Origin of the sequence: Empedobacter sp. UBA3239, from assembly GCF_002362875.1 — a bacterium.
GTDB classification, from domain to species: Bacteria; Bacteroidota; Bacteroidia; order Flavobacteriales; family Weeksellaceae; genus Empedobacter; species Empedobacter falsenii_B.
Genome location: NZ_DEVJ01000066.1, coordinates 1 through 1056, shown reverse-complemented (window position 1 = coordinate 1056; position 1056 = coordinate 1). Strand labels below are relative to the sequence as shown.

2 protein-coding genes are annotated in these 1056 nt (G+C 31.2%); one reads left to right on the top strand and one right to left on the bottom strand.

Annotated elements, in window-relative coordinates; genetic code table 11:
* On the bottom strand, positions 1 to 182 hold a 182-nt coding region (locus B4G36_RS09870; RefSeq protein ID WP_291063702.1), incomplete at its 3' end, for a hypothetical protein.
* A gap of 152 nt (positions 183 to 334) precedes the next feature.
* Here B4G36_RS09870 and B4G36_RS09865 point away from each other — a divergent pair.
* Positions 335 to 997, top strand: a complete 663-nt coding sequence (locus B4G36_RS09865; RefSeq protein WP_291063736.1) for a DUF1826 domain-containing protein — start codon at positions 335 to 337, stop codon at positions 995 to 997.
* Positions 998 to 1056 lie beyond the last annotated feature (59 nt).

Sequence of the window (1056 nt, the reverse complement as noted above, 5' to 3'; positions counted from 1 at the left end):
CATTCTGTTTTTTGATTATAAACTTCCGCTTCGGCAAGCATATAATGCGCTTCTTTGGTTTCCTCATACTTCACGCGATCCATCGTTTCTGGATTGAAAGGCGGTAAAGGTTGCACTTCTGCGCTAAAAGTTTTGGAGTGGCCTTTATATGTAAATGTTTTGGTGATAATTTCTTTTTCCATTGTCTTTTAATCTTTGGTAAAAATACAACTTTTGTAAAGGAGAATTTGCATTCAGAATAATTTAATTTTTAGGCTGAATTATTTTTCGATAAATAGTAATTTTGCGATTATATGATTGCTCAAAATAATTCTAATCAACTACACAAGTTCTTATCGTTTCTTCGTTTAATGAACTTGTACATACAGCTTTTTCTGGGAAAAATAATGCGATAAATTGGCAGCGAAATTTAGAAGGTGATTTTGAGGAAATTGTGAAGCAATTGATTTTAAAAGATGATATTACTGTTATTTCTATTGATGATTTGAATGATTTAGATTTATCTAATGAAGGAATTAAAGCGAGAAATATTTTGATCAATGATTTACAACAATTAACTGATTTTGGCGCTTCGCCAACTTTAAACTTACTGAAATGTTACGAACGCGATACTGAATTTGATTTTATTTCGACAGATGTTTATTCATTTCACGTTGATCGTTCGCCAATTCCTACGGATACTTTTTTGTGCACTTACTATGGCGCTTCCAGTGATATTGTTGCAAATGAAAATGTGGAACAAAAAATTTTGATTCCAGAAATTAGAGAAAAACTATTCGAATTATATGATGGACACATTGATGGTTTTGAAGATTTTTTGAAGGAATATTTCTTTGATTTGCATTATCTAATTCGTCCAGGTGTAGAACCAATTAATTTAGGATTAGGGAATCTTTGGCGATTGGCAGTTGATCACCCAGAACAAAAAGTTTTGCCTTGTGTACATCGCGCGCCGAAAGAAAATAAAGATGAATATCGATTATTGTTAATCTGTTAGGAATAAATTAATCAAATAATATTAAACCCGTTGTGCATATTAAATAATTTGAGTTTTTA